Annotated in this window: 22 protein-coding genes; 12 read left to right on the forward strand and 10 right to left on the reverse strand. The window is 67.8% G+C overall.

The window, feature by feature from the left end:
* Window positions 1-37 precede the first annotated feature (37 nt).
* Complete coding sequence (locus IEY58_RS10115; protein ID WP_189045172.1) at window positions 38-1,186, forward strand: D-alanyl-D-alanine carboxypeptidase family protein; 1,149 nt, start codon at window positions 38-40, stop codon at window positions 1,184-1,186.
* Between the two features lie 11 nt (window positions 1,187-1,197).
* Entirely contained in the window at window positions 1,198-1,836 is a 639-nt protein-coding gene (tmk, locus tag IEY58_RS10120) for a dTMP kinase (RefSeq protein ID WP_189045174.1), read from the forward strand.
* Here tmk and IEY58_RS10125 read toward each other — a convergent pair.
* Entirely contained in the window at window positions 1,833-2,717 is an 885-nt protein-coding gene (locus tag IEY58_RS10125) for an alpha/beta fold hydrolase (protein WP_189045176.1), read from the reverse strand. The two genes, tmk and IEY58_RS10125, sit on opposite strands and share 4 nt — an antisense overlap.
* Window positions 2,718-2,811: 94 nt before the next feature.
* Here IEY58_RS10125 and IEY58_RS10130 point away from each other — a divergent pair, with 94 nt between their 5' ends.
* The 6 genes from IEY58_RS10130 to IEY58_RS10155 all read left to right on the forward strand — a co-directional run bounded on the left by IEY58_RS10130 (window position 2,812) and on the right by IEY58_RS10155 (window position 8,801).
* Window positions 2,812-3,678 (forward strand): LysR substrate-binding domain-containing protein, encoded by an 867-nt coding sequence (locus IEY58_RS10130; RefSeq protein WP_189045178.1) that lies wholly within the window; start codon window positions 2,812-2,814, stop codon window positions 3,676-3,678.
* 159 nt (window positions 3,679-3,837) lie between these two features.
* Window positions 3,838-4,956: a DNA polymerase III subunit delta' gene (locus IEY58_RS10135; RefSeq protein ID WP_189045180.1), complete on the forward strand. Its 1,119-nt coding sequence runs from the start codon at window positions 3,838-3,840 to the stop codon at window positions 4,954-4,956.
* 59 nt (window positions 4,957-5,015) lie between these two features.
* Window positions 5,016-6,548: a methionine--tRNA ligase gene (metG, locus tag IEY58_RS10140; RefSeq protein ID WP_189045182.1), complete on the forward strand. Its 1,533-nt coding sequence runs from the start codon at window positions 5,016-5,018 to the stop codon at window positions 6,546-6,548.
* Entirely contained in the window at window positions 6,545-7,342 is a 798-nt protein-coding gene (locus tag IEY58_RS10145; protein ID WP_189045184.1) for a TatD family hydrolase, read from the forward strand. The genes metG and IEY58_RS10145 overlap by 4 nt, the downstream gene beginning before the upstream one ends.
* On the forward strand, window positions 7,339-8,127 hold the full coding sequence (locus IEY58_RS10150) for an MBL fold metallo-hydrolase (protein WP_229743626.1): 789 nt from the start codon (window positions 7,339-7,341) through the stop codon (window positions 8,125-8,127). Before IEY58_RS10145 ends, IEY58_RS10150 begins: the two co-directional genes overlap by 4 nt.
* Before the next feature lie 2 nt (window positions 8,128-8,129).
* Window positions 8,130-8,801, forward strand: a complete 672-nt coding sequence (locus tag IEY58_RS10155; RefSeq protein ID WP_189045186.1) for an RluA family pseudouridine synthase — start codon at window positions 8,130-8,132, stop codon at window positions 8,799-8,801.
* A 9-nt stretch (window positions 8,802-8,810) separates the two neighbouring features.
* On the opposite strand, the gene IEY58_RS10160 is transcribed toward IEY58_RS10155, so the two are convergent.
* Window positions 8,811-10,223: an alkaline phosphatase family protein gene (locus IEY58_RS10160; protein ID WP_189045188.1), complete on the reverse strand. Its 1,413-nt coding sequence runs from the start codon at window positions 10,221-10,223 to the stop codon at window positions 8,811-8,813.
* A gap of 285 nt (window positions 10,224-10,508) precedes the next feature.
* Here IEY58_RS10160 and IEY58_RS10165 point away from each other — a divergent pair, with 285 nt between their 5' ends.
* From IEY58_RS10165 to IEY58_RS10175, 3 genes are all read left to right on the forward strand, one after another.
* A complete protein-coding gene (locus IEY58_RS10165) occupies window positions 10,509-12,089 on the forward strand; it encodes an MDR family MFS transporter (RefSeq protein ID WP_189045190.1) in 1,581 nt (526 codons plus the stop codon).
* Between the two features lie 57 nt (window positions 12,090-12,146).
* Window positions 12,147-13,625 carry an alkaline phosphatase family protein gene (locus IEY58_RS10170; protein ID WP_189045192.1) on the forward strand — a complete coding sequence of 493 codons (1,479 nt, stop codon included), beginning with the start codon at window positions 12,147-12,149 and terminating at the stop codon, window positions 13,623-13,625.
* Window positions 13,626-13,767: 142 nt separating this feature from the next.
* Entirely contained in the window at window positions 13,768-14,694 is a 927-nt protein-coding gene (locus IEY58_RS10175; protein WP_229743627.1) for a diguanylate cyclase, read from the forward strand.
* A gap of 9 nt (window positions 14,695-14,703) precedes the next feature.
* Here IEY58_RS10175 and IEY58_RS10180 read toward each other — a convergent pair whose 3' ends face one another.
* The 8 genes from IEY58_RS10180 to IEY58_RS10215 form a co-directional block, all read right to left on the reverse strand.
* Window positions 14,704-15,417, reverse strand: coding sequence for a class I SAM-dependent methyltransferase (locus IEY58_RS10180; RefSeq protein WP_189045196.1), 714 nt, complete (start codon window positions 15,415-15,417; stop codon window positions 14,704-14,706).
* 11 nt (window positions 15,418-15,428) lie between these two features.
* Window positions 15,429-16,709: a TRAP transporter large permease gene (locus IEY58_RS10185; protein ID WP_189045198.1), complete on the reverse strand. Its 1,281-nt coding sequence runs from the start codon at window positions 16,707-16,709 to the stop codon at window positions 15,429-15,431.
* The gene (locus IEY58_RS10190; RefSeq protein WP_189045200.1) at window positions 16,706-17,272 is read right to left on the reverse strand and encodes a TRAP transporter small permease; all 567 of its coding nucleotides are present in this window, start codon (window positions 17,270-17,272) and stop codon (window positions 16,706-16,708) included. Before IEY58_RS10190 ends, IEY58_RS10185 begins: the two co-directional genes overlap by 4 nt.
* A gap of 95 nt (window positions 17,273-17,367) precedes the next feature.
* Entirely contained in the window at window positions 17,368-18,369 is a 1,002-nt protein-coding gene (locus IEY58_RS10195; protein ID WP_189045202.1) for a TRAP transporter substrate-binding protein, read from the reverse strand.
* Window positions 18,370-18,437: 68 nt separating this feature from the next.
* Window positions 18,438-19,298, reverse strand: coding sequence for an FAS1-like dehydratase domain-containing protein (locus tag IEY58_RS10200; protein ID WP_189045204.1), 861 nt, complete (start codon window positions 19,296-19,298; stop codon window positions 18,438-18,440).
* Window positions 19,299-19,310: 12 nt separating this feature from the next.
* Entirely contained in the window at window positions 19,311-20,477 is a 1,167-nt protein-coding gene (locus IEY58_RS10205; RefSeq protein ID WP_189045206.1) for an acyl-CoA dehydrogenase family protein, read from the reverse strand.
* 10 nt (window positions 20,478-20,487) lie between these two features.
* The gene (locus tag IEY58_RS10210) at window positions 20,488-21,996 is read right to left on the reverse strand and encodes a fumarate hydratase (protein WP_189045208.1); all 1,509 of its coding nucleotides are present in this window, start codon (window positions 21,994-21,996) and stop codon (window positions 20,488-20,490) included.
* Window positions 21,993-23,138 carry a CaiB/BaiF CoA transferase family protein gene (locus IEY58_RS10215; protein ID WP_189045210.1) on the reverse strand — a complete coding sequence of 382 codons (1,146 nt, stop codon included), beginning with the start codon at window positions 23,136-23,138 and terminating at the stop codon, window positions 21,993-21,995. The genes IEY58_RS10210 and IEY58_RS10215 overlap by 4 nt, the downstream gene beginning before the upstream one ends.
* A gap of 104 nt (window positions 23,139-23,242) precedes the next feature.
* Here IEY58_RS10215 and IEY58_RS10220 point away from each other — a divergent pair, with 104 nt between their 5' ends.
* Window positions 23,243-24,151 carry a LysR family transcriptional regulator gene (locus IEY58_RS10220; protein ID WP_189045212.1) on the forward strand — a complete coding sequence of 303 codons (909 nt, stop codon included), beginning with the start codon at window positions 23,243-23,245 and terminating at the stop codon, window positions 24,149-24,151.
* Window positions 24,152-24,207 lie beyond the last annotated feature (56 nt).

Below are 24,207 nucleotides of genomic sequence, written 5' to 3' on the forward strand. Positions count from 1 at the left end.
CTTGGTCCCCTTACTTCATCGAATCGGTTCCGACACCATGGCCGCTCTCTCGTTCCGCCGCTTCGGCCTTCTCGCTCTCGCCGCCATCCCGTTTGCGCTGGCGCATCCCGCGCTCGCCGCGTTCGAGACGAGCGCCAGCCACGTCTACATCACCGATTTCGACACGGGCGCCGTGCTCTACGACAAGGCCGGCGAGGATCGCATTCCGACGGCCTCGCTCAGCAAGATGATGACGGCCTATGTCGTGTTCGACCAGCTGAAGCAGGGCAAGCTCAAGCTCGACGACGAGTTGCCGGTCAGCGAGAACGCCTGGCGCACCGGCGGCTCCAAGATGTTCGTGCCGCTCAATGGCAAGGTGAAGGTCGAGGACCTGATCCGCGGCATGGTGATCCAGTCCGGCAACGACGCCTGCGTCGTGCTGGCCGAGGGCATCGCCGGCTCGACCGACAATTTCGTCGGCATGATGAACGAGATCGGCAAGAAGATCGGCTTGAAGGACAGCCACTTCGCCAGCGTCGACGGCCTGCCGGATCCGGACCATTACATGACGGCGCGCGACCTCGACACGCTCGGCACGCACCTCATCAAGGATTTCCCCGAGTACTATCACTATTTCTCGGAAATCGACTTCACCTACAACGGCATCAAGCAGGGCAACCGCAACCCGCTGCTCTACAAGAACAGCGGCGCCGACGGCATCAAGACCGGCCATACCGAGGAGGCGGGCTTCGGCCTTACCGCATCGGTCAAGCGCAACGGCCGGCACATCATCATGGTCGCGACCGGCCTGCAGAGCATGAAGGGCCGCTCGCAGGAAGGCGAGGCGATCGTCGACTTCGCGTTCCGCGAGTTCCAGAACTACCAGATCGTCAAGAAGGGCGACGAGGTCGACCAGGCGGACGTCTGGCTTGGTCAGCAGCCGAAGGTGCCGCTGGTCGCGACCCAAGACCTGCTGGTGACCCTGCCCCGCGGCTCGCGCAAGGACATGAAGGTCACGGTCAGCTACGACGGCCCGCTCCAGGCGCCGGTCGCGGCCGGCACCGTGGTCGGCACCTTGACCGTGACGGCGCCCGACATGCAGCCGCAGAGCGTGCCGATCGCCGCCGGCGGTGACGACGCCCGCCTTGGGCCCATGGGCCGCATGGCGAAGGGGCTCGAAGGGCTCATCTGGGGCACCAAGAGCTGAGCCGGCGCGCCATGCCGCACGGTCGGTTCGTGACACTCGAGGGCGGCGAGGGCGCTGGCAAGTCGACGCAGATCAAGCGGCTGGCCGAGCGGTTGCGCGCCGCGGGCTTCGGCGTCGTCGAGACGCGCGAGCCCGGCGGTGCGCCTGGGGCGGAGGAGATCCGCAACCTGCTGCTCGGCGGCGGCGTCGAGCGCTGGGACAGCGTCACCGAAGCACTGCTCATGTATGCCGCGCGGCGCGACCATCTGGTGCGCACGGTCTGGCCCGCCCTCGACCAGGGCCAATGGGTGCTGTGCGACCGGTTCGAGGATTCGACCCGGGCCTACCAGGGCGCCGGCAGCGGGCTCGACCGAGCCGTGATCGACGCGCTGGGCAAAGTCGCGCGCGGCCCCTTCGCGCCCGACATGACGCTGATCCTCGACCTGCCGGTCGCGGTCGGCCGGGCGCGTGCCGCAGCCCGGCGCGGCGCCAACGACCGGTTCGAGCAGCGCGACGACGCGTTCCACGAGCGCGTGCGCCAGGGCTTCCTCGCCATCGCCGCGGCCGAGCCGAAGCGCTGCGCCGTGATCGACGCGAGCCGGCCGCTCGACGAGGTGGCCGCGGCGATCACGCAAGAGGTCGAGCGTCGCCTTGGGGTCGCACTGCCTTAACCGAGGAAAGCCAGGATTTCGGCAGCGACGTGGTCGGCCGCCTCCCGCTGCGGGAAATGGCCGACGCCGTCCAGCAGCACGCGCCGATAGGTGCTGGTGAATAAGCCTTCCTTGCCCTCGGAGGTCGCCGGCTCGTTGCACGGATCGGCGGCGCCGTGCAGCAGCAGCGTCGGGGATGCGATCCGCGGATCGTCGGCCAGGCGCCGCTCGGTCTCCGCATAGCGCGGATCGGTCGCGGCAAGCCCCCAGCGGACGCGATAGGAATGCAGCACGACCTCCGCCCAGTCCGGATTGTCGAACGCGGCGGCCGTCGCGGCGAATTCCGCGTCGGATAGGTCCCAGTTCGGCGTCCACGCGCGCCAGATATGGTGCGTGAAGGCGCGTCGCTCCTCGCGGACGAGCCGCTCGCCGCGGTCGAGCGCCATGTACCAGTGATACCAGTAATTCTGGACCTGGCGCAGCGACAGCGGCTGGTCGGGGCTGTTCGTGCCCCAGCCGACCGACAGCGTGACGCAATGGGTTACTCGATCGGGCGCCAGGCAGGTGGCGACATAGGCCGCCCTGGCACCCCAGTCATGGCCGATGACGGCAAACCGCTCGAGGCCCAGCCCATCGGCGAGCTCGAGCACATCGCGCCCGAGCGCGGACACTTGGCCGGAGCGCATGGTCTCGGCCGCGCGAAAGCGCGTGCGCCCGAAGCCGCGCAGATAGGGCACATAGGTGCGGCAGCCGCTGCTGTGTAGCGCCGGCAGGACCCGATCCCACGTCCGGGTATCATCCGGCCAGCCATGGAGCAGAATGACCGGCGTCCCGCCATCTGGCCCTGAAATTTCGCAAGCGATGTCCAGCACACTGGTCGCGACGATCTGGGTGTGAGTCATCGAGCCCTCCGATCTCTTTCTGCAGGCCGCAGGCTAGAGCTTGCCGTCTCATCGGATAAATGATTTTCTCTGCGCTGATATATCGGTAATTTCGATGAATGAGCTCGCGATGTTCGACCCGGAGCTTTTGCGCGCCTTTGCGGCGGTGGCGGACTTGAGCAGCTTCACGCGCGCCGCCGAACGCCTCAATTCGACGCAATCGACCGTGAGCTTCCAGATCAAGCGACTGGAGCAACAGGCCGGGCGGGCCTTGCTGGCCAGGACCACGCGCCAGGTGACATTGACGCCCGACGGCGAGACCCTGCTTGGCTATGCCCGCGGCATCCTCCGGCTGCAGGATGCGGCACGCCGCGAATTCGCGGCGCTCGACGGGCTCGCCGGCAGCGTGCGGCTCGGCACGTCGGAAGACTTTGCGAGCGGCGGGCTCGCCCAGGCGCTGGCCGCGTTCCGTCGGAGCCATCCGCGCGTCCGTCTCACGGTCGAGGTCGGCATGAGCCGCAACCTGGTCCAGGCGCTCGACAATTTCGATCTCGACCTCGTGCTGGCCAAGCGGCAGGCGAACGAGACGCGCGGCGAGGTGCTGTGGCGCGAGCCGATCGTCTGGGCCTACGGGCGCGACCAGGAGCGGCTCGATCCGGCAGCGCCGCTGCCGCTCGCGTTCTTCCCGGAGCCATGCGTCTATCGGCAAGCGGCGCTCGACCGGCTCCGCGCGGAGGATCGGACCTACGAGATCGTCTATGTCAGCCCGAGCTTTTCGGGTGTCAAAGCCGCCGCCGCGGCCGGCCTCGCGATCACGCCGCTGCCGGTGAGCGTCATGACGCCGCAACTGAGGACGGTCGGCGCCGAGGAAGGCGCGCCCACGCTGCCGGACGGCGAATTCGTGCTGTTCCACCGCGAGGGCGATCGCCAGGACCCGATCGTGGTGCAGCTGGCCGAGGCACTGCGCAGCGTCAGGCTGTGATCTGGTACCTCACGAAATCTTGCGCGGCGCTTGCGGCTTCGTGCGCTGTGTGGCTGGCGCTGCGTTTCGGCCTGCTCAAGCCGCATATGGCGTGATTGCCAAGCCGGCCGCCCTTATGGTCTGGTGCCGCGATCGGGCGGTTGAGATCCAGGGGACGGCATGGCGGCGGGCGCAGCGCAGGGCGAGGAGACCGAGGTCGATCCACGCGCGCCGCGCCGGAACCCCGACCTGTTCGGCCATGCGGTTGCCGAACAGAGCCTGCTGCAGACCGCGGCCTCGGGCCGGCTGCCCCATGCGATCATCCTCGGCGGCCCGCGCGGTATCGGCAAGGCGACGCTCGCCTTCCGTTTCGCCCGCTGGCTCCTGGCCGGGGCGGGTGCGGCGGACGCCGGCCCGTCGCTGTTCGGCGAGGTCGCGGCGCCGACCAGCCTCAGAGTCGAGCCGGACCATCCGGTCGCCCGGCGTATTTCCGCCGGCGGCCATGCCGACCTCCTGACCGTCGAGCGCGGCTATGATCCCAAGCGCAAGAAGATGCGCGGCGAGATCGTGGTCGACGACGTGCGCGAGATCTCAAGCTTCCTGCGCTTGACATCGGCCGAGGGCGGCTGGCGCATCGTGATCATCGACAGCGCCGACGAGATGAACCGCAATGCCGCCAACGCCTTGCTCAAGGTTCTTGAGGAGCCGCCGCGCCAGGCGCTGCTGCTGCTGGTCTGCCACGCGCCGGGCCGGCTGCTGCCGACCATCCGCTCGCGCTGCCGCAAGCTCAATCTGCAGGCGCTTGCGTCCGACGAGGTGGCGCGCCTGCTGCTGGACCACCGGCCGGACCTCTCGGGCGAGGACGCGCTGGTGCTGGCGCGCATGGCGGACGGCTCGATCGGGCGGGCGCTCGAGCTCGCCGACGCCGAGGGGCTGGTGCTTTATCGCGAGATGGTGGGGCTGCTCGAGACCCTGCCGCGGCTCGACGGCGTCAGGCTTCACCGCCTGGCCGACGCGGCGGCGCGCGGCGAGGCGGACGAGCTCTACCGCACGCTCACCGACCTGCTGATCGACTTCCTCGCACGCATGGTGGCAGGGGCCGCGGAAGGCGGCGTCCGCGAAGTGCTGCCGGGTGAGGGCGTGCTCATGCGGCGCTTGTCCGGGTTCGGCCGCCTTGATCAATGGGTCGAGGTGTGGGAAAACCTGCGCGCCTTGTTCGGACGGGCGGATGCCGTAAATCTCGATCGCAAGCAGGTCGTGCTCGACGCATTCCTTACCCTGGGTGCGGCCGCGCGCTGACGGCGCGCCGACGTCCCCGGGCGACGTTCCGAGCGGGCTCCATGAACCGGGAGAGCAGGATGCCCGACGGGCGGCCCTTTTACATCACCACGCCGATCTATTACGTCAACGACAAGCCGCACATCGGCCACGCGTACACGACGCTCGCGTGCGACGTGCTGGCCCGCTTCATGCGGCTTGACGGGCGCCCAGTGCATTTCCTGACCGGGACCGACGAGCACGGCCAGAAGGTCGAGAAGTCGGCCGCCGCTGCCGGCCTGGAACCGCTCGCGTTCTGCGACGAGGTGTCGGAGCATTTCCGCGCGCTCGCCCGTGCGCTCAACATCTCGAACGACGATTTCATCCGCACGACCGAGCCGCGCCACATCGCGTCCTGCCAGGCGCTGTGGCAGCGACTGGTCGACCGTGGCGAGATCTATCTGGGCTCCTACGCCGGCTGGTACTCGGTGCGCGACGAGACCTTCTACACCGAGGCCGACCTCATCGACGGCAAGGCGCCGACGGGTGCGCCGGTCGAGTGGGTCGAGGAGCCCAGCTATTTCTTCCGGCTATCGGCCTGGGGCGACCGACTCCTGGAGTTCTATGACAAGAACCCCGGCTTCATCGGCCCGGAGACCCGGCGCAATGAGGTCGTGAGCTTCGTCAAGTCGGGCCTGCGCGATCTCTCCGTCTCGCGCACCAGCTTCCGCTGGGGCGTGCCGGTGCCGAACGACCCGGCCCACGTGATGTATGTCTGGCTCGACGCGCTCACCAACTACATCACGGCTGTCGGCTATCCCGATACGGACGCCGACGCCTACAAGGCGTTCTGGCCGGCCAACCTGCATGTCGTCGGCAAGGACATCGTGCGCTTCCATGCGGTCTATTGGCCGGCGTTCCTGATGGCGGCCGGGCTCGAGCCGCCCAAGTCCGTGTTCGCCCACGGCTGGTGGACGAACGAGGGCCAGAAGATCTCGAAGTCGCTCGGCAACACGATCGACCCGTTCGATCTCATCCGGACCTACGGGCTCGACCAGACGCGCTATTTCCTGCTGCGCGAGGTGCCGTTCGGCCAGGACGGCGACTTCTCGCAAAAGGCGATGATCAACCGGATCAATGCCGACCTTGCGAACAATCTCGGCAACCTGACGCAGCGTGTCTTGAGCCAGGTGCAGAAGAACTGCGCCGCTGCAGCCCCGACGCTGGGCGCGCTTACGGCCGAGGACGAGGCGCTGCTGGCTGAGGCCCGCGGCCTTCTGCCGGCGATGCGCGCGTCGATGGAGAAATGCGAGCTGCATCACACGCTGGCCCAGCTCTGGGCGGTGAGTGACGCCGCCAATCTCTATATCGACCAGCAGGCGCCCTGGACGCTGAAGAAGACCGACGTCACCCGGATGGCGACCGTGCTGGGTGTGCTGGTCGAGGTCATCCGTATCCTCGGCATCCTGGTGCAGCCGGTCATGCCGGATGCCGGCGCCAAGATGCTGGATCTGCTGGCCTTGCCGGCGGACGCGCGCGACTTCACGGCGATCGCGCGCGGCCCGATCGCGGCCGGCACGCCGCTGCCGGCGCCGCAGGGCGTGTTCCCGCGCTACGAGACGAAGACGGCATGAGCGCGCTGCCCCGGCTCGTCGACAGCCATTGCCACCTGGACTTCGATGACTTCGCCGCCGAGCGCGGCGAGGTCGTCGCGCGCGCCCGGCGGGCCGGGGTCGGCACGATGGTGACGATCTGCACCAAGATCACCGAGTTCCCGGCGATCCGTGCCATCGCCGAGGCCGACCCGGACATCTGGTGCACGGTCGGCATCCATCCGCACGAGGCGGCGAGCGAGCCCGACACGGACGAAGCGGCGCTCGTCGCGTTCGCTGCGCACCCGAAGGTGATCGGCATCGGCGAGTGCGGCCTCGACTATCACTATGACTACGCACCGCGCGACCGGCAGGCCCAGGTGTTCCGCACCCACGCCCGGGCGGCGAAGCAGGCCCAGGTGCCGATGGTCGTGCACACCCGCGAGGCGGACGAGGACACGGCGCGGCTCCTTTCGGAGGAGAGCGACGGTGGCCGGCTCACCGGTGTGCTGCACTGCTTCACGTCCGGCCGCGATCTCGCCATGCGCGGGCTCGATCTGGGATTCTATGTCTCGTTCTCCGGCATCGTCACGTTCAAGAACGCGGCCGACCTGCGCGAGATCGTCAAGGCGGTGCCGCTCGACCGGCTTCTGGTCGAGACCGACGCACCGTACCTGGCGCCGGTGCCGATGCGCGGCAAGCGCAACGAGCCGGCTTTCGTCGTCCATACCGCCGCCGCCATCGCCGCGATGAAGGGCGTCTCGCCCGAGGCGCTGGCGGAGGTCACGACGGAGAATTTCCACCGCCTGTTCACCAAGGCCGCGAAGGCGGCATGAGCCGGCTGCGCGTCACCATCCTCGGCTGCGGCGGCTCGCAGGGCGTGCCGACGCCGGTCGGCGACTGGGGCCTGTGCGACCCCAAGAACCCGCGAAACCGGCGCTTGCGCCCCTCGATCCTGGTCGAGGCGACGGATGCCGAGGGCGGCCGCAAGACCATCCTCGTCGACGCCGGCCCCGACCTCCGCGCGCAACTGCTCGCGGTCGAATGCCGGCACATCGACGCGCTGCTGTTCACCCACAGCCATGCCGACCATACCCACGGCATCGACGACCTGCGCGCCGTCAATCGCCTGATGGGCCGGCCCATCCCGTTCTGGGCGGCGCCCGAGACGCTGGCCGACATCCGGCAGCGCTTCGGCTATGCCGTGGTCGACGATCCGGCCGTGAGCAATTTTTATCGGCCGGTGCTGGTCGCGCACGAGATGGACGGCCCGTTCGTGGCCGCAGGCATCCCCGTCGTGCCGTTCGAACAGGACCACGGCTTCAGCCGGTCCTGGGGCTTCCGCATCGGCAATTTCGCCTATTCGACCGACGTGGTGCAGCTGAACGAGGCGGCCTTCGAGGCGCTCGCCGGCATCGAGCTCTGGGTCGTCGATTGCCTGCGCGAGGCGCCGCATCCGACCCATAGCCATCTGGAGCGCACGCTCGACTGGATTGACCGACTGAAGCCGCGCCGGGCGATCTTCACGCACATGGACCAGAGCAGCGACTTCGACGTGATCCGCCGCCAGCTGCCGCCGGGCGTCGAGCCGGGCTACGACGGCCTGGTCGCCGAGCTCTGACAGTGACGCCGGACGAGATCACCGGCCGCATCCTCTGGCGCTCCGACGAGATCCTGGTGCTCGACAAGCCGGCGGGCTTGGCCGTGCATCGGGCGCCGGGCACGTGGGCGAGCCTCGAGGATCATTTCGACGCGCTGCGCCTCGGCCTGCCGGACCTGCCGGGCCTCGCCCACCGGCTCGACAAAGATACGAGCGGCTGCCTGGTGCTGGGCCGCACGCCGGCGATGCTGCGGCGGCTCAACCAGCTGTTCGCCGACGGCCTTGTCGAGAAGACCTATTGGGCCGTGGTCGAGGGCGCGCCGCCCGCGCCGGACGGGCGGGTCGACCGGGCACTCCGGCGCGTGCGCCGCGCAGGCGACTGGACGAGCGTCGTCGACAAGAACGGCCAGCCAGCGGCGACGCGCTACCGCACGCTTGGGAGCGGCGACGGCCGCACCTGGCTCGAGCTCGCCCCCGAGACCGGACGCACCCACCAGATCCGCGTGCATTGCGCGTTCCTCGGCTGCCCGGTCGTGGGCGACATGGCATACGGCCGGCCGGCCGGCCCCGGCGAGCGGCTGCATCTCCATGCCCGCGCCGTTGCCTTCGACCTCGACGGTGCCCGCGTCGAGGTCGTGGCACCGCCGCCGCGCCACATGTTGCCGGCGCTCAGGGCCTGCGGCTTCGCCGTCTGAACCTCGGACTCACGCTACCGCGGGACCTGCAAAATGGTTGTGGATCCGCGACTTGATGTAGTCGGACGCCTCGCCCTGGGTCTTGGGCAGCAGCTCGGCCGCGTCCTGCGGGTGGCTCGCCCGGGTCAGATGATGCACGCCCAGGAGCAGGCCTTGCTGCAGCGGGTCGAGCGGCTGGTTCGCCGGATGGCTCGGATCGGTCGTGGCAGGGAGGGTCGGCAGCGGCCCGCGCGGTAGTTTCGCGGGCGCGTCGGTGCGCGGTGCCGTCAACGAGAGCAACCCGGCAAACGATGCGGCCTCGGCGTCCCGGCTGGTCAGGTTTCCCGCGACGCCGAACAGCTCGCGAGCCGTCTTCATGACCGAAGTGTGCTGCAGCTTCTGATGCCAGATCGTGCCTTTGGCGATCCACGGCGAGACCACCACGGCGCCGACCCGGAGCCCCAGTCGGTCGAATTGGAACGACGGCGCATAGCTTGGATCGTTCGCCGTGGGCGAGTTCTTGCCGTCCGGGCTGGTGGCGGCCGGCGGCGTCACATGATCGTAGAAGCCGCCGTGCTCGTCATAGACGATGACCAGCACGCTCGACTGCCAGACCGCCTCGTTCGCGCGCAGCGCCTCGTAGACGTCGGCGATCAATTCCTCGCCCCAGCGGACGTCGTGCGGCGCGTGCTGGCTGTTGACCATCTGACCGTCCTTGTCGGCCAGCATCCGGGGTACGATGAAGCTGTAGTTCGGCAGCTTGCCGGATGCGCAATCCGCGGCGAACGCGTCGATCTGCTTGAATGCCGCCGTGTAGCCCTGCAGCGGTGTGAAGGAACGGACCTCGTTCGTATCGTGCTCATAGGTCGCCCAGGTCCGGCCGGCCTCCTGCAGCTGCTGGTAGATGGTCTTGAGGTCGAAATGCGCCGACCAGGCATTGAGCGCGTGGCCGGCCGAGGTCGCTGCATGCAGATAGAGCCGATTGGGCTGCGTCGGGCCCGGCACCTCGGCGTACCACTGGTCGCAAACGGCGAATTCGTCCGCAAGCGCATTCAGCACCGGCAGCTGGGCGGCCGAGAATGACTGCATGACCACGCCCAGGTCCGCGTTGCTCGGATGGGGCACATGGTCGGCGACCGTGAGCTCGACCTGGTAGCTTTTGACGAAGCCGTCGTTGGCCACGGGACCGGTCGCCGCGTTGTTGCCGAACAGCTGCATGTTGGTCTGCTTGACCGAATGCCCGGGCCCCTGGCCGACAGTGATGGCAAAGGGCGCGCCGGTGCCCACGGTGAAGGGTGGATTGGCGAGGCTTTGCGCCTCTGCGGGATTGAGGAGGTTGAACTCCTTGCCGGTGAGGCCTTGGACCTCGGGCCGGAATCCAAACAGATGATCGAACGCGCGGTTTTCCAGCATGAGAACGACGAAGTGATCGATTTGCGGCATGACGGCGCCCTCCCAACGGATTCCGCCGCGGGTTCGCGATCCGCTGGGCGGAACAAATGACTTCGGTCGACTTATTCAATCAAAATATCACATCCGTTCGACGATCGACAACTTGGGGTTAAATCGTCGCGCGCCATGCGTTGCGCCGCACCCAGGCCGTCGATTTTTGCGTCTGCAACCGCCTGGCGGATGGGTTCATCCTTATTGCTGAGCTTTGAAAGGATCTCCGTCCGTCACGCCGCCGTCTGCGCGAGGGGAGGTCGCCCGCGTCCGAAAGGTCGTTCATTGTCAGCTGCCCCATCCGCCGTCGCCGAGAGCCCGACCCGTTTTTCCCATCGCGAGACGATCGTCATCATCGCCGGGCTGATGCTCGGCATGTTCCTGGCGGCACTCGACCAGACGATCGTGGCCACGGCTCTGCCGCGCATGGCGGCCGACCTGCAGGGCGTCAGCCACCTGTCCTGGGTCGTCTCGGCCTATCTCCTGACATCGACCGCGGTCACACCGATCTACGGCAAGTTATCCGATCTCTACGGCCGCAAGATCATGCTGCAGATCGCCGTCAGCCTGTTCGTGCTGACGAGCCTTTTGTGCGGCCTTGCCGACAGCATGGTGCAGCTGATCCTGTTCCGGGCGCTCCAGGGGCTGGGCGGCGGCGGGCTGCTCGCCATGGCGCACGCGACCATCGCCGACGTGATCTCGCCGCGTGAGCGCGGGCGCTACCAGGGCTATATCGCGAGCGTGTTCGCAGCGGCGAGCGTCGTCGGCCCCGTGCTGGGCGGCCTGTTCGTCGATCACCTGACCTGGCGCTGGGTGTTCTGGATCAATCTGCCGATCGGCATCGGCGCGCTGATCGCCTCGCAGATCACGCTGAAGCGGCTTGCAGCGAAGCGGCTCCGCCACAAGATCGACTATCTGGGCGCCATCCTCATCGTCTCCGCCGTCTGCTGCGTGCTGCTGGTCACCACGATGGGCGGCGAGGAAGTGCCGTGGGACTCGCTGACGATCAAGCTTCTCGGCCTCGCCGCGGTCGTGCTGTTCGTCGCCTGCATCGTCCAGGAACGGCGGGCGAGCGAGGCGATCCTGCCGCCGCGCCTATTCCACAACCCGGTGTTCTTCGTCGCCAATACGGCGAACCTGCTCGCTTCGATCTGCATGCTCGGCGGCATCGTGTTCATGCCGCTCTTCCTGCAGCTGGCATTTGCGATGCCGGCCGATGCGTCCGGCCTCATGCTGATCCCGCTCACGGGCGGCACAGTCCTGGGTGCGGTCAGCTCCGGCCAGCTCGTCGCCCGGATCGGCCGCTACAAGCGGTTCCCGCTGATCGGGCTCGCGACGACCTGTCTCGGCTCGCTGCTGCTCTCTACCGTGACGCGCGACACCTCGCTGGCGCTGGTCTGCGTCTTCCTGGCGGTGAACGGCCTCGGCATCGGCCTCATCATGCCGGCCCTGCTGGTCGCCGTGCAGAATTCGGTCGACGTGCGCGATCTGGGATCGGGCACGGCCTCGATTACCTTCTTCCGCTCGATGGGTGGCTCGTTCGGCGTGGCGCTGTTCGGCGCGGTGCTGATCGGCCGGCTGAACGGCCTCATTCCGAGCCTGCCGGGCGCCGACGTGCTCGGCAGTTCGCCGGGGCCGGCGCTGCTCCATGCCGGCCCGGACGCCATCGCCTCGGTCCCGGCGGCGCTGCAGTCGTCCGTCGGGACGGCGATTGCTGAGGCGTTCCACGGCGTGTTCCTGTTGTCGGCATCACTCTCCTTCGTGGCGTTCCTCGTGGCGCTGTTCTTGAAGGAGCTGCCGCTGCGCACCAGCACCGGCCCGTCGGGCGACGCCGCCAAGGTCGTGGCCGCCGCACTCGCCGATTGACGTCAAACCGTCATCTGGCTTGGCTATAGTCCGCCGCCTTCGGGGCAGGGGGACGCCATGGCATCCAATCGCAAATTCGCGCGCGTAGCACTTACGGCCGCAACGCTGGCCGCGGCAGCGTTCTCGACCGCGCCGGCCCACGCCGCCAGCTACCAGCATGTGCTGCTGATCTCGATCGACGGGCTGCATCAGGCCGACCTGAAACGCTTCATCGAGACGAACGGCCGCTCGACGCTGGCCCAGCTCGCGAAGAGCGGCAAACTCTACGACAATGCCCAGACCACGAAGCCGTCGGACAGTTTCCCGGGCATGCTGGCGCTGGTGACCGGCGGCACGCCGGCGGCGACCGGGATCTATTACGACGCCTCCTGGGACCGTACCCTGTCGCCGGCCGGCTCCGACTGCTCCGCGCGCGGCGCTGCGGCCGACTTCGACGAAGCGATCGACCGCAATCCCGATGCGGTCGACGCCGGCGGCGGCATCGACGAGAAGAAGCTGCCGCGCGATCCGGCGAACGGCTGCAAGCCGATCTGGCCGCACGCCTATCTTCGCACCAATACCGTGTTCGACCTGGTCGCGGCCGCCGGCAAGACCGCGGCCTGGCTCGACAAGCACCCGGCCTACGACCTGCTCGCCGGGCGGAATGGCACGGCGCTCGCCGATTTCTATGCGCCCGAGATCGCGGCCGGCGCGCAGGACCACGACGTGCACAAGACGGAGGCGAACGACGACCTGCGCGTGGCCGCCCTCGTCAACGAGATCAACGGCCTCGACCATACCGGCGCGCGCAAGATCGCGGTGCCGACCGTGTTCGGACTCAATTTCCAGGCAGTGAGCGTCGGCCAGAAATACGCCGGCTACACGGACGCCGCCTTCACGCCGAGCGCCGATCTTGCCGAAGGCCTCGCGCATACGGATCGCTCGCTCGGCACCATCGTGGCCGCGCTGCGCGCCGCGGGCCTCTATGACAAGACGCTGCTTATTTTCGCGAGCAAGCACGGCAACTCGCCGGTCGATCCGAAGCTGGTGCGCAAGATCGATGGCAAGAGCCTGACCAAGGCAGTCGACGAGGCGGTGAAGGGCAGCCTGGCGCATGCGACGCTCGACGATGTCGGGCTGCTGTGGCTCGCCGACGAGGCTCAGTCGAAGCCGGTCGCCGATGCGCTGATGGCGCGCAAGGACGAGCTCGGCATCGCCCATGTCTATCAGGGCGACGAGCTGAAGCGGCTGTGGGGCGCCGATCCGGCGCAAGACGCCCGTGTGCCGAACCTGTTCGTCGAAGTGCAGCCCGGCGTCATCTATACCAAGCCGACCAATGCCAAGCTCGCCGAGCACGGCGGTTTCGCCGCCGACGACACTCATGTTGCCCTGCTGGTCGCCGGCGCCGGCATCAAGTCCGGCGTGGTGGCCGATTCGGTCGAAACGCGGCAGGTGGCGCCGACGATTCTGAAGGCGCTCGGCATGGATCCGAGCCGGCTCGATGCCGTGCGTGCGCAGCACACCGCGGCACTGCCGGGGCTGGGCTTCACGAAATGACGCTGCACGCCTGACGGGTTGCCCGCCTGTCACTTCGCTAACTTCTTGTTCGAGAATTTATAGTAAGCTCCGTGCATAGGTCCGATGAAGGGGTGTCGTGGCCAGCACGTGAGGCGGTATGTCGGCTGAAAAGCACAGAATTTTGATCGTCGACGACGCCGCGACGAATATCGAGATTCTGAACGAGGTCCTGGGGGTTGAGTACGACAGCCTGTTCGCCATGGATGGCGCAACGGCGCTGCAGCTTGCCGTCGACGAGCAGCCGGACCTCATTCTGCTCGACGTGGTCATGCCCGGCCTCGACGGCTACGAGGTTTGCCGCCGCCTGAAGGCCGATCCGCGGACCAAGGGCGTTCCGGTGATCTTCATCTCCGGCCTGTCCGAGGAGGCCGACGAGGCCAAGGGCCTCGAGATCGGCGCCATCGACTATATCGCAAAGCCGTTCAGCCCGCCGATCGTGCGCGCCCGCGTACGCAACCATCTGCAGCTGAAGCGCTATCAGGACATGCTGGAGCGCCTGTCGGTGCTGGACGGGCTCACCGGCATCTCCAACCGGCGCCGCTTCGACGAGGTGCTCGACCATGAGTGGCTGCGCGCCCGCCGCCAGGGCACGCCGCTGTCGCTCATCATCATCGATGTCGACTGCTTCAAGGCCTACAACGACAATTACGGCCATGCCGCTGGCGACGATTGCCTGCGCAAGGTCGCGAACATGCTGGCCAACACCGCGCGCCGGACGATGGACCTGGTCGCCCGCTATGGGGGCGAGGAATTCGTCGTCATCATGCCCGAGACCGATGCCGCGGGCGGCATCGTGATCGCCGAAACGCTGCGCCGCAGCGTCCAGGCGCTGGCGCTGGCACATACCCATTCGCCGGTCACGAATGTCGTCACGGTCAGCATCGGCGGCGCGACGCTCGTCCCGGCGCGCCATGCGCAGGGGCCGGAGGAGCTGGTGAAGCTGGCCGACGTCCGGCTTTACGAGGCGAAGAACGCCGGCCGCAACCGGGTGGCCTGGAGCGCCCGGCCGACACCGGATGCGCCGCCTGTCGGCGAAGTCTTCGGCTGAGCCTCCGGCTCAGGATTTCCGGAAAAGATTGGCCCGGGTCGGCTGGTGGAAGCGGTAGCCGTCGGGTGTCTGCTCGGCCGCCACCTCGAAGGCGGCGCGGAGCTCGGCGCGATGACGTTCGATCATCGGGGCCCGCGCCGGGTCGACCGCCGCAAGCCGCGCCTCGAACGCGGTGTAATCCTTGAAGACGAGGGGATTGCGATAGGTCTCCTCGGCGACCGCCGTTAGGCCGTAGTCGGTTGCCCGGCCCAGCGCCTCGTAGGCCTTGGCACGGACGAAGGTCTCGTCCTCGACAAGCCGTGTCAGCTCGAAATAGCCGCCGGCCGCAATCGGCTCGACCACCAGCAGCCGGCCGTCGGGGACGAGCACGCGCGCGGCCTCGTGAAGCGCGCGCGCCAGCAGATCGACCGGCACGTGATGCAGGCTGTTGAAGAACAGGACGACGTCGACCGAGGCGTCGCCGAGCGGCAGCGCCTCGGCCCGGCCCTCGAGATAGCGCTCGTCCGCTACCAGCGGTGCCGCTAGCGCCGGGGCCAGCGCCCGGGCGTCGATCTCGATGCCGGTCATCGCGGCACCCCGGCGGGCGAGTGCCCGGACGAGCGCGCCGTCGCCGCAGCCAACGTCGATCACCCGACGCCCGTCGAGGGCGGCGAGTGCCGACAGGCGGTCGAGATGCCTGGCGATCGGCAGGGTGTCGACCGTTGCTGCGGAAAACGAGGTCATGGGACTCCTTCCTACATCTTCAGATAATGCGGCAGCCAGACCGAGATTGCCGGCACATAGCTGATCAGAACCAGGAACATCAGCATGGCGATGAGCCAGGGCATGACGGCCACGGTCAGTTCCGAGATGCCCATGCGCGCGATGCCGGAGGCGACGTAGAGATTGAGCCCGACCGGCGGGTGGCAGAGGCCGACCTCCATGTTGACCGCCATCAGGATGCCGAAATGGATCGGGTCGACGCCCAGGCTGGTCGCGATCGGAAACAGGATCGGCGCCATGATCAGCAGGATCGAGGTCGGCTCCATCACGTTGCCGGCCGCGAGCAGCACGATGTTGACCACGAGCAGGAAGGTCCAGACGTTGAAGTGCTGTGCCACGATCCAGGCGGCCATGGATTGCGGGATGTGCTCGTTCGTCATCAGGAACGAGAACAGCACCGCGTTCGTGATGATGTAGAGCAACATGGCGCTGGTGTTGGCGGCACTCAGCAGCACCTTCGGCACGTCGCGGAGCTTGAGGTCGCGATAGACGAAGACCGCGATGACGAAGGCATAGACGGCGGCGATGGCGGCCGCCTCGGTCGGCGTGAAGATGCCGCCGTAGATGCCGCCCAGAACGATGCCGATGAGCGCCAGGCCCCACACGGACTCGCGGAACGTCCGCCAGCGCTCGCGCCAGCTGGCCCGCGCCATGCGCGGGTAGCCGCGCTTCCAGGCGATGACGAGCGTGACGCCGATCATGAGGGCGGCGAGCAGCAGGCCGGGCACGACGCCCGCCATGAACAGCGCGCCGATCGAGGTGTTGGTCGAGACGCCGAACAGCACCAGGATGACCGAGGGCGGCAGCAGGATGCCGAGCGCGCCCGAGGTCGTGATGACGCCGGCGCCGAAGCGCCGCGGATAGCCGCGTTCCAGCATCTCCGGCAGGATGATCGAGCCGATCGCGACGACGGTCGCGACGCTCGAGCCCGAGACGGCGGCGAACAGGGCCGAGGCGGCGACGCCGGCCAAGCCCAGCCCGCCCGGCCAGTGGCCGACCAGCGACGCGGTGAAGGCGACCATGCGGCGCGCCACGCCGCCACGGGTCAGGAACGTGCCGGCCAGGATGAAGAACGGGATCGCCATGATCGAGAAATTGTCGAGCCCGGTGAAGAGCTTCAGCCCGACGCTCTCGATCGGCACCTGGGTCATGGTGAACAAGAAGGTGAGCACCGACAGGCCGAGCGCGATCGAGATCGGCATGCCGGTCACCATCAGCGCCAGCAGCAGGCCGAAGATGATCGCGGCGCTCATACCGGCGCTCCCATCTCGGCGTCCTCGCCGACCAGGTCCTCGACATGGGCCGCGTCATGGTGCGGCAGCTCGCCGGTCCGCGCGAAGGCCCACGCCACCTGCAGGAAGCGGAAGCACATGAGGTAGGAGCCGAGCGGGATGCACAGATAGACCATCCAGCTCGGCCATTCGAGATCGGGTGTCGTCTGGTCGGTCCCCATCAGGCCATAGACGAACTTGGCGCCCATGGTGCCGATGACGCCGGTGAAGAGCGCGCCGCACAGGAGCCCGAACAGCACGACCCATTTGCGCCGGCTGGGCTCGAGCCGCTTGATCAGCACGTCGACGCCGACATGGATGCCGGTGCGCACGCCGTAGGCGGCGCCGAACTTCGCCATCCAGATGAACATGAAGATGCAGAGTTCCTGCGCCCAGTCCATGTCGAACTGGCTCGCGATCGGGAAGAGCAGGGGTATGCCGACGGCGAAGCGCTGCACCACCGACAGGAAGATGATGAGCGTGGCCCCGGCCATCATCGTCGCGATCAGGATCTCTTCCAGCCGATCGACTATTCGAAGCAGCATCTGGCTTTCTCTCCGCCAAGGCATGAAGCACGACCGCCCCGGCGCATCCGACGGGCGGGCCCATCGGATGGTCGGGGCGGCAACGGGGACGGCGACTAGTTTGCGGCTGCCGTCGCCTGGCGGAACGCGTCGATGGTTTCCTTGCCGATGCGCGAGGTCATCTCGGTCGCGACCGGGTCGAGCGCCTTGCGCCAGGCTGCCTTCTCGTCGGCGGTGAGGTCGATGAAGGTGATCTTGCCCGACGCCTTCATCTGGGCGAGCGCGTCGTCATTTTCCTTCTGCGACAGGTCGTTGACGTAGGTCGTTGCCTCGGCCATGGCCTTGTCGAGCTCATCGCGGATGTCGGCCGGCAGCCCGTCCCAGAACTTCTTGTTCACGATGACGGCGTAGCCGATGTAGCCGTGGTTGGAGAGCGTCGCGTACTTCTGCACTTCATAGTGCTTCTGCGTGTACATGTTGGACGGCGTGTTCTCCGAACCGTCGACGACGCCGGTCTGCATCGCCTGATAGACGTCGGAGAAGGCCATGACCTGGGGAAGCGCGCCCAGCGCCTTGAACTGCGCCTCCAGCACCTTGGATGACTGGATGCGCATCTTCAGGCCCTGGAAGTCGGCCGGAGTCTTGAGCGGCTTGTTGGCGCTCATGATCTTGAAGCCGTTGTCCCAATAGGCGAGGCCTTCGATGCCCTTCGACTCGAGCTTCTTGAACAGGCTCTTGCCCAAGGGGCCGTCGGTCACGCGCCGGAGTGCCGCCTTGTCCGGGATGATGTAGGGCAGGTCGAAGACCTCGAACTCCTTGGCGCCGAGCGGGCCGAACTTGGCAAGCGAGGGCGCCAGCATCTGAACGGCCCCCAGCTGCAGCGCCTCGACCTCTTCCTTGTCCTTATAGAGCTGGGAATTGGGATAGACTTCGATCCGGACCTTGCCGTTCGTGTATTTCTCGGCCAGTTCCTTGAACTTGTCGGCGCCTTTGCCCTTGGGCGTGTCCGGCGCCACGACATGGCTGAACTTGATGACGATCGGATCGTCCGCCCAGGCTGGGCCCGCGACGAGCGCGACCAGCGCCGTGAAAATGCCCGCGGCGAAAATATGCTTCATCGTTTACTCCCCCCAAATGGTGTGGTTCGTTGAATCTTGTTACAGGCCGGCCTCTTCGGGCCGGTTCTTCAAGCGCTTTCGGACTCCATGCAGATCTTGCCTGCAGCATCCTCGGTCCAGCAATGGATCCCGCCCGCGGCATGGCGCCGCCCTCGGACGGCGAAGCGCTGGCCAGAGATGAGCGGCGAGACGCCGCGATAGCGGAACGAGCTGGGTGCCGCGCCGCCGAGCTCGGCCGCGAGATTGAACATCAGGCTCGCCTGCAGCGGCCCGTGCACCACCAGGCCGGCATAACCTTCGACGCCGGTGACATAGGGATGGTCGTAGTGGATCCGATGGCCGTTGAACGTCATGGCCGAATAGCGGAACAGCAGGACCGGCGTCGCCTCGACATGGCGGGTGATGTCGGCCAGACGTGACTGGGGCGGACGCAGCTCGGGCGCGTCGCTGGCCTCCGCCTTCTGGGGTGTCGCACTCGTCGCTTCGCGATAGACGATGTTATGCCGCTCAGTGAGCGCCACGCCGCGCTCGGTCGCGTATTCATGGTCGACCGAGACGAAGCACAGCGTGCCCGTGCGGCCTTCCTTGACCATGACGTCAGCAATGACGGAGCGGCGGCGCACATGGTCGCCGACCCGCAGCGGCGCCAGGGTCTCGACCGAACCGCCGGCCCACATCCGGCGCGGCAGCGGCACCGGCGGCAGGAACTCGCCCTTGGCCGCATGGCCATCCTCGCCGATGCCGCTCAAGGGCGTGATCGGCGGCGCCAGGCACCAATGGAGGGCGAGCGGCGCGTCATCGGTCGCAACGGGCGCGAGGTTGGGCTCGAGCGTTGCGCGGTACTCCTGGGCGAGCCGCGGCGTCACGATGTCGTCCGCTTCCATGGTGCGGCCGATCCATTGCCGGAGCGTCGCGAGATCCAGCTGCATGGCTGACGCCTCCTAATAGGACCGGGGCAGGCCCAGCACATGCTCGGCCAGATAGGACAGGATCAGATTGGTCGAGATCGGGGCCACTTGATAGAGCCGGGTCTCGCGGAATTTGCGCTCGACGTCGTATTCTTCGGCGAAGCCGAAGCCGCCATGGGTCTGGATGCAGGCGTTCGCCGCCTCGAACGAGGCGTCGGCCGCCAGCATCTTCGCCATGTTCGCCTCGGCGCCCGGGTTCTGCCCGGCCTCGTAGAGCCGGAGCGCCTCGCGCACCATGAGTTCGGCCGCGCGCATGTTGGCGTAGGCCTTGGCGATCGGGAACTGGATGCCCTGGTTCCGGCCGATCGGCCGGTCGAACACGACGCGCTCCTTGGCATAGGCCGAGGCCTTGCCGATGAACCATTTGGCATCGCCGATGCACTCGGACGCGATCAGGATGCGCTCCGCGTTCATGCCCGACAGGATGTAGCGGAAACCCTGGCCTTCCTCACCGATCAGGTTCTCGGCCGGCACTTCAAGATTGTCGAAGAAGACCTCGCACGTATTGTGGTTCATCATCGTGCGGATTGGCCGGATGGTGAGGCCGTGGCCCAAGGCCGCGCGCATATCGACCAGGAAGGTCGAGAGCCCCTCGGTCTTCTTCGCGACCTGATCGCGCGGCGTCGTGCGCGCGAGCAGCAGCATCAGGTCGGAATATTCCGCCCGGCTGGTCCAGATCTTCTGGCCGTTCACGATGTACTTGTCGCCCTCGCGCCGGGCCACCGTCCGGAGTGAGGTCGTGTCGGTGCCGCTCGTCGGCTCGGTCACGCCGAACGCCTGCAGCCTGAGCTCACCGGCTGCGATCTTCGGCAGGTAGGCCGCCTTCTGCTGGGCGTTGCCGTGCCGGAGCACCGTGCCCATCGTGTACATCTGGGCGTGGCAGGCGGCCCCGTTGCAGCCGTTCGCCTGTACCGTCTCGAGGATCGCCGCCGCGGCCGACAGCGGCAGGCCGGCGCCGCCATATTCCTCGGGGATCAGCACCGAGAGATAGCCGGACTCGGTCAGCGCCCGAACGAATTCGGCCGGATATTCCATCGACCGGTCGAGCTTGCGCCAATACTCGCCGGGGAAGCGTGCGCACAGCTTGGCGACGGCATCGCGGATGTCGGCGTAGGGATCGTCGGCGTGGCTGGTATCCATGGCGGAACTCTCAGGCTGTGCGGGCAGCGGCGCGCCACCGGGCAGGCCCCTCGCGGTGGACGGAAGTGCCTTGCGCGTCGACTGCGACCGTGACCGGCATGTCGACCACGGTGAATTCGTGGATCGCCTCCATGCCGAGGTCGCCGAACGCCAGCACCCGGGCGGACTTGATCGCCTTGGAGACGAGATAGGCGGCTCCGCCGACGGCGATCAGATAGGCCGCACCATGGGCCTTGATCGCCTCGATCGCGGCCGGGCCGCGCTCGGCCTTGCCGATCATGACCAGGAGGCCGGTCTCGGCCAGCATGGTTTCGGTGAAGCGGTCCATGCGGGTGGACGTGGTCGGGCCGGCCGGGCCAACCGCCTCGTCACCGACCGCATCGACCGGGCCCACGTAATAGATCGCCCGGTCGCGGAAATTGACCGGCAGCGGCTCGCCTGCGGCCAGCATCCGGGTCATGCGCAGATGCGCCGCGTCGCGCCCGGTCAGCAGCTTGCCCGACAGCAGCAGCGTCTCGCCCGCGCGCCAGGTCGCGACCTCCGCCGGCGTCAGGCGGTCGAGGTCGACGCGCCGCGCGCCGGCGGCGATGCCATCGAGCGCGATCTCCGGCCAGAGGTCGAGATCGGGTGGGGTGAGTGTCGCCGGCCCCGAGCCGTCGAGCACGAAATGCGCGTGCCGATCGGCGGCGCATTGCGGGATGAGGCCCACGGGCAGCGAGGCTGCATGGACCGGGAAGGTGCGGATCTTGACGTCGAGCACGGTGGTGAGGCCGCCCAGCCCTTGGGCGCCGATGCCGAGCGCGTTGATCTTCTCCCAAAGCTCGATGCGCATTTCCTCGAGCTTGGAGGCGGGGCCGCGCGCCCGGAGCTCGGTCATGTCGATCGGGTCCAGGAGCGACTGTTTTGCCAGCAGCATCGCCTTCTCGGCACTGCCGCCGATGCCGAGGCCGATCAGACCCGGCGGGCACCAGCCGGCGCCCAAGGTTTCGACCGTGCGCAGGACCCAGTCGACCACGGAGTCGCTGGGCTCAAGCGTTGCAAAGCGCGACTTGTTCTCGGAGCCGCCGCCTTTGGCCGCGACATGGACCTCGACCTGGTCACCGGCGACCATCTCGACATGCAGGTTGGCCGGCGTGTTGTCGCCTGTGTTCTTCCGGTCGAACAGCGGCTCGCGCACCATCGAGGCGCGCAGCGGGTTGGTGTCGGCCTTCCAGGCGCGCCGAACACCCTCGTTCACCAGTTCGTCGAGCGGCCGACCGGTCGCGAAACGCGCGCCCATGCCGATCTTCATGAAGACATTGACGACGCCGGTGTCCTGGCAGATCGGCCGCCGGCCGAACGCCGCCATGCGCGAGTTCGCCAGGATCTGCGCCATGGCGTTCTTCGCCGCCGGGCTCTGTTCCAGCCGATAGCTCTCGGCCAGATGCCGGATATAGTCCTCCGGGTGGTAGTAGGAGATGAACTGCAGCGCGTCGGCGATGCTCTGGACCAGGTCTTCCTCGGTGATGGGCGTGCTCATGACGCGAACTCCTCGCGGATCTTTCGGTTGTGCTCGCCGATCGCCGGCACCCGGCCCAGCGACGGCGCGGTGCCGTCGCGGAGCGCCGGCGGGGCCACGATCGAGGCCAGGCCGTCGGGGGTCTCGACCGCGGCCCGGCGCAAGGCCGGATGCGCCGCCAGGTCCTTGAGGTCGCTGACGAAACCGTAGGCGGTCTTGGCGGCGCGCAAGCGCTCGGCCGCTTCTTCGCGCGTGAACCGGCGGAACACGGCCGCGACGCGCGCGTCGACCGCGGGCCGGTTGGCGACGCGGATCGTGTTGGTCTCGTAGCCGGGCTCGCGCGGCAGGTCCGGCTCGCCCATGAACGTAGCGCAGAAATTGGCCCATTCCCGCTCGTTCTGGATCGAGATCAGCACGAGCTTGCCGTCCGCCGTCTCGAACGCGCCATAGGGGCAGATCGAGGGATGGGCAAGGCCGACGCGCTCGACCGACCGGCCGGTGCCTTCCGAATAGAGCAGCGGCACGTTCATCCAGTCGGCCATGCCGTCGAACAGGCTGACCTCGAGCCGGCTGCCTTGGCCGGTGAGCGAGCGGGCGATAAGCGCCTCCAGCACGGCCGCATGCGCCGACATGCCGCACGCGATGTCGCAGACCGAGACGCCGACGCGCCCGGGCCCGGCCGGGTGACCGGTGATCGAGGCGAGGCCGCTTTCCGCCTGGACCAGCAGGTCGTAGGCCTTCATCTCGGTATAGCTGTTGCCGGCGCCGTAGCCGGTCACGTCGACCGTGACAAGCCGCGGATAGCGCCGGCGCAACTCGGCCGAGCCGAAGCCGGCGCGCTCGGCAGCACCCGGTGCCAGGTTCTGGATGAACACGTCCGCCTTTGCCAGCAGGCGATGGAGGAGGGCGGCTTCGTCCGGGTCCTTGATGTCGGCGACCAGGCTCTCCTTGCCGCGGTTGAGCCAGACGAAATAGCTGGAGAGACCGCCGACCGCGGCATCGTAGCCGCGCGCGAAGTCGCCCTCTGGCCGTTCGATCTTGATGACGCGGGCGCCGGCGTCGGCCAGCCGCGAGCTGCAATAGGGCGCCGCTACCGCCTGTTCGAGCGCCACGACCAGCAGGCCCTCGAGCGGCCTGGCGGGCTTGGCGGTGCGGTCTGTCATCGGCATCCTCCGGATCGGGCTGTTGGTTCAGCTTTCCGACAGTTTCTCGACCACGGGCTGATCCGTCCAATATATAATACTGCCGAACAGCATATGTGAAACGTATGGAGCTCCGTCATTTCCGCTATTTCCTCGCCGTCGCCGAGGAACGTCATTTCACCCGGGCGGCCCAGCGGCTCGGCATCAGCCAGCCGCCCTTGAGCCAGCAGATCCGGCAGTTCGAGGCCGAGGTCGGCGCCGTCCTGTTCCATCGCCTGCCTCATGGCGTGGCGCTGACCGAGGCAGGCGAGCGCCTGCTGCAGGATGCGCGCACGATCCTGCGCGACGCCGACAAGGCGCTCGACAACGCGCGGCGCGCAGCGCGCGGCGAATGGGGCGTCATCCGGATCGGCTTCACCTCGTCGGCCTCGTTCCATCCGTTCGTCACCGGCGCCATTCGCGACTATCGCCTGGCCTATCCCGAGGTCCGGCTCGAGCTCATCGAGGCCAACACGGTCAGGCTGTTCGAGCTGTTCCAGGCCGAGCAGCTCAATGCGGCCTTCATTCGCCCGGCGCCGGGCGAGAGCGGCGCGCTCGGGGAGATGCCGCTCTTCCGGGAGGAGATGCTGGTGGCGCTGCCGGCCGATCACCGGCTCGCCGCACAGCCGCGCGTGGCGCTCACGGAACTGGCGGACGAGACCTTCATCCTCTATCCGCGCCGCAACGGCCGGGCGCTCTATGACGACATCGTCGGCGCCTGCCAGGCGGCGGGCTTCAATCCCCATGTCGAGCAGGAGGCGCCGCAGATGGCCTCCACCATCACGCTCGTCGCCACCGGCCTCGGCATCTCGATCGTGCCGGCCTCGATGAAGCACCTGGCCGCCCGCGGCGTGACCTATCGGCCGATCGACGGCGAGGAGCCGCGCGCCGCCATGAGCCTCGTGCATTTCGGCGGCGGCTCGCCGGCCGCGACGCGCGCCTTCGTCGGCATCGTCGAGGCGCGGCTCGAGCGGGAGCAGGCGGGCAAGGCATAGCGGCTCAGGCACCGTCGCGCGGGGCGCAGAACAGCGCCACCTCCCAATGGCGATGA

Origin of the sequence: Aliidongia dinghuensis (genome assembly GCF_014643535.1) — a bacterium.
Lineage (GTDB): Bacteria > Pseudomonadota > Alphaproteobacteria > ATCC43930 > CGMCC-115725 > Aliidongia > Aliidongia dinghuensis.